This window comes from Kitasatospora putterlickiae (assembly GCF_039527695.1).
Classification (GTDB): Bacteria; Actinomycetota; Actinomycetes; order Streptomycetales; family Streptomycetaceae; genus Kitasatospora; species Kitasatospora putterlickiae.
Genome location: NZ_BAAAKJ010000243.1, coordinates 11,264 through 13,900, shown reverse-complemented (window position 1 = coordinate 13,900; position 2,637 = coordinate 11,264). Strand labels below are relative to the sequence as shown.

Annotated in this window: 2 protein-coding genes and 1 pseudogene; 1 reads left to right on the top strand and 2 read right to left on the bottom strand. The window is 76.5% G+C overall.

Annotation, left to right across the window (positions count from 1 at the left end; all coding sequences use genetic code 11):
* Positions 1-596: pseudogene (locus ABD308_RS24480) on the bottom strand (CoA transferase); the annotation flags it as partial.
* A gap of 70 nt (positions 597-666) precedes the next feature.
* On the opposite strand from ABD308_RS24480, the gene ABD308_RS24475 reads away from it, so the two are divergent.
* On the top strand, positions 667-1,389 hold the full coding sequence (locus tag ABD308_RS24475; protein WP_344338631.1) for an MBL fold metallo-hydrolase: 723 nt from the start codon (positions 667-669) through the stop codon (positions 1,387-1,389).
* 16 nt (positions 1,390-1,405) lie between these two features.
* Here ABD308_RS24475 and ABD308_RS24470 read toward each other — a convergent pair.
* Positions 1,406-2,637: cytochrome P450 (locus tag ABD308_RS24470; RefSeq protein WP_344338629.1), on the bottom strand; the 1,232-nt coding region annotated here is incomplete at its 5' end.

The window sequence follows — 2,637 nt, the reverse complement described above, 5'->3', positions numbered from 1 at the left end:
AGGTTCTCGCTGACGACCGGGCCGAGCCGGCGGGCGCGCCAGAGCGCGGCCAGCGCGACGGCGACGGCGAGCGCCCCCGCCGCGTACGCGCGCTCCTGGACGGACGCGGCCGGCCGTTCGCGCAGCACGGCGGCGAGCCGCTCGGGCCCGGCGTCGGCGGGCAGGCCGAGGGCGGTGAGCAGCCGGTCGCGGTGGTGCGGGTAGTTGGCGTGGGTGCGCAGCCAGCCGTCCGCCGTCGGCCAGAAACCGGAGAGCGGGGCGAAGGAGACCGGGGCGCGGCCGTCGATCCGCAGGTGGCGTTCGCTGACGAAGGCGGTGGCGACGGCGCCCTGGTCGATCCGGACCTCGGGCACCGGGGTGCCGGAGCGCAGCGCGGCGAGTTCGGCGGCGGCCAGTGAGCAGGCGGCGACGGTGGCCCGGGCCAGCCGGCGCACGGGCAGCCGGGAGGGCAGGACGGCGTCGGGGCCGTGGAAGGAGACCCGCTCCAGCAGCGCGGACGGACCTCCGAGGGCGCGCCAGGCGTCGGCGGTGGGGCCGTCGGCGGCGGGCGGCGGGGCGTCGGCGGTGGGGGGTGCGGGGAGCGAACGGTCGGTCATGGCGGCATTGTGCGCCGTGTGGTGGGTAGACGCAGTGACGTCCGCCACCGCGACCCCCAGGAGGAGCAGCATGGTCAGGTCCCACCCCGGTGCGGCGTCCGGGATCCGGCGCCTCGATCTCGGCTACTTCGTCCGGCCGGCCGGGGAGGCGGACAACCCGGAGCCCCGGGTGGAGCCGGTGCTGGCGTACCTGGTGCGCCGGCCGGAGGGGCTGCTGTTGTTCGACACGGGTCTCGGCGAGGGCGATCCGGAGGCGGACGCGCACTACCGGCCGGTGCGGCGGCCGCTGACGGCGGCGCTGGCGGCGGCCGGGGTGGCACCGGGCGACGTCGACGTGGTCGTCAACTGCCATCTGCACTTCGACCACTGCGGCGGCAATCCGCTGCTGGCCGGGGTGCCGGTGTGGACGCAGGCGGCGGAGCTGGCCGAGGCCCGGGCGGGCGGGTACACGATCGACGCGCTGGTGGACTTCCCGGGCGTCCGCTACCGGGAGCTGGACGGGGAGGCGGAGGTGTGGCCGGGCGTGCGGGTGGTGCCGACGCCCGGTCACACCGCCGGGCACCAGTCGCTGCTGGTGGCCGGTCCTGACGGCCACACGGTGCTGGCCGGTCAGGCGACCGACACCGCGTCCGTGTTCGGCTCGGCGGTGCTGGCGCGGCGGGCGGCCGGGGAGGGGGTGGTCGGCGCGCCGCTGCCGGGGTATCCGGCGTGGCTGGACCGGCTGGCGGCGTTCGGGCCGCGCCGGGTGCTGTTCGCGCACGACCACGCGGTCTGGGAGTCCGACGGGCTGTGAACTCCCCGGGGCGGTGTCAGTAGGTGAACCGCAGCGAGCGGATCCGGTGGTCGAAGCTGGACGGGACGTACTGGGGCTCGCCGACCGAGCGGGCCCCGGGGAGCCGGGTGAACAGCTCCCGGTAGAGCACCTTCATCTCCTGCCGGGCGAGGTGCGCGCCGAGGCAGTAGTGCGGTCCGCCGCCACCGAACCCGAGGTGGGGGTTGGGGCCGCGGGTGATGTCGAAGGCCTCCGGGTCGGGGAAGACGGTCTCGTCGCGGTTGGCGGAGCCGTAGTAGAGCACCACTTTCTCGCCCGCCCGCAGCAGCGGGCCGTCGGGGCCGCCGAGCCGGTGGTCGACGGCCAGGGTGCGGCGGAACTGGATGATCGGCGTGGAGTGGCGGACGATCTCGTCGACCGCGCCGCCGAGGTGCCGGTCGAGGTCGCCGAGCAGCAGGGCCCGCTGCTCGGGGTGGGCGGTGAGCAGGTGGAGGCCGTGCGCCAGGGCGTTGCGGGTGGTCTCGACTCCGGCGACGAGCAGCAGGGAGAAGAAGGCGCCGAGTTCGCGGCCGGTGAGGCGGCGGCCGTCGACGTCGGCGGTGACCAGGGCGGAGATCAGGTCGTCGGTGGGCCGGCGGCGGCGTTCGCGGCCGAGGTCGGCGACCATGCCCTGCATCCGGGCCAGCGCCCGCAGCCCCCGGCCGGGCATCCGGATCCGCTGGCGCAGCGGGCGTTGGACGCCGGTGTGCTCGGAGGCGTGGTCGACCTGGTCGAGGATGGCGCGGCGGGGCTCCTCCGGGATGCCCATCATGTTGCAGATCACCCGGAAGGGGAGTTCGGCGGCCACCGCGTTGACGAAGTCGACGGGGCGTTCGCGCTCCACCCGGTCGACCAGGTCGGTGGCGACCAGGCGGATGTCGTCCTCGACCCGGGCGATCAGGCGCGGGGTGAAGGCGCGGGAGACGATGCGGCGCAGCTGGGCGTGGCGGGGGTCGTCCAGGTTCACCATCGAGTCGCCGAACAGCAGGCGCACCCAGCGGGCCGGTTCGGGGGTGGTGACGCCGGGTCCGCTGAGGAAGACGGCGGGGTTGCGGCTGGCCTCGACGACGTCGGCGTGGCGGACGAGGGCGTGGAAGCCCGGGGCGGCGCCGAAGCGGGCGGGGGCGGGCAGGCGGCGCAGCTCGGCGAAGGCGGCGGCGCGGGCGCGGTCGGGCAGCCGCCAGAACGCCGGGTCGGCGAGGTCGACGGGCCCCGCGGGGTCGGCGCGGG

Bases quoted from the DNA above. Each gene is read 5' to 3' on its own strand.
- ABD308_RS24475 (WP_344338631.1), top strand. From the start codon at position 667: ATGGTCAGGTCCCACCCCGGTGCGGCGTCCGGGATCCGGCGCCTCGAT.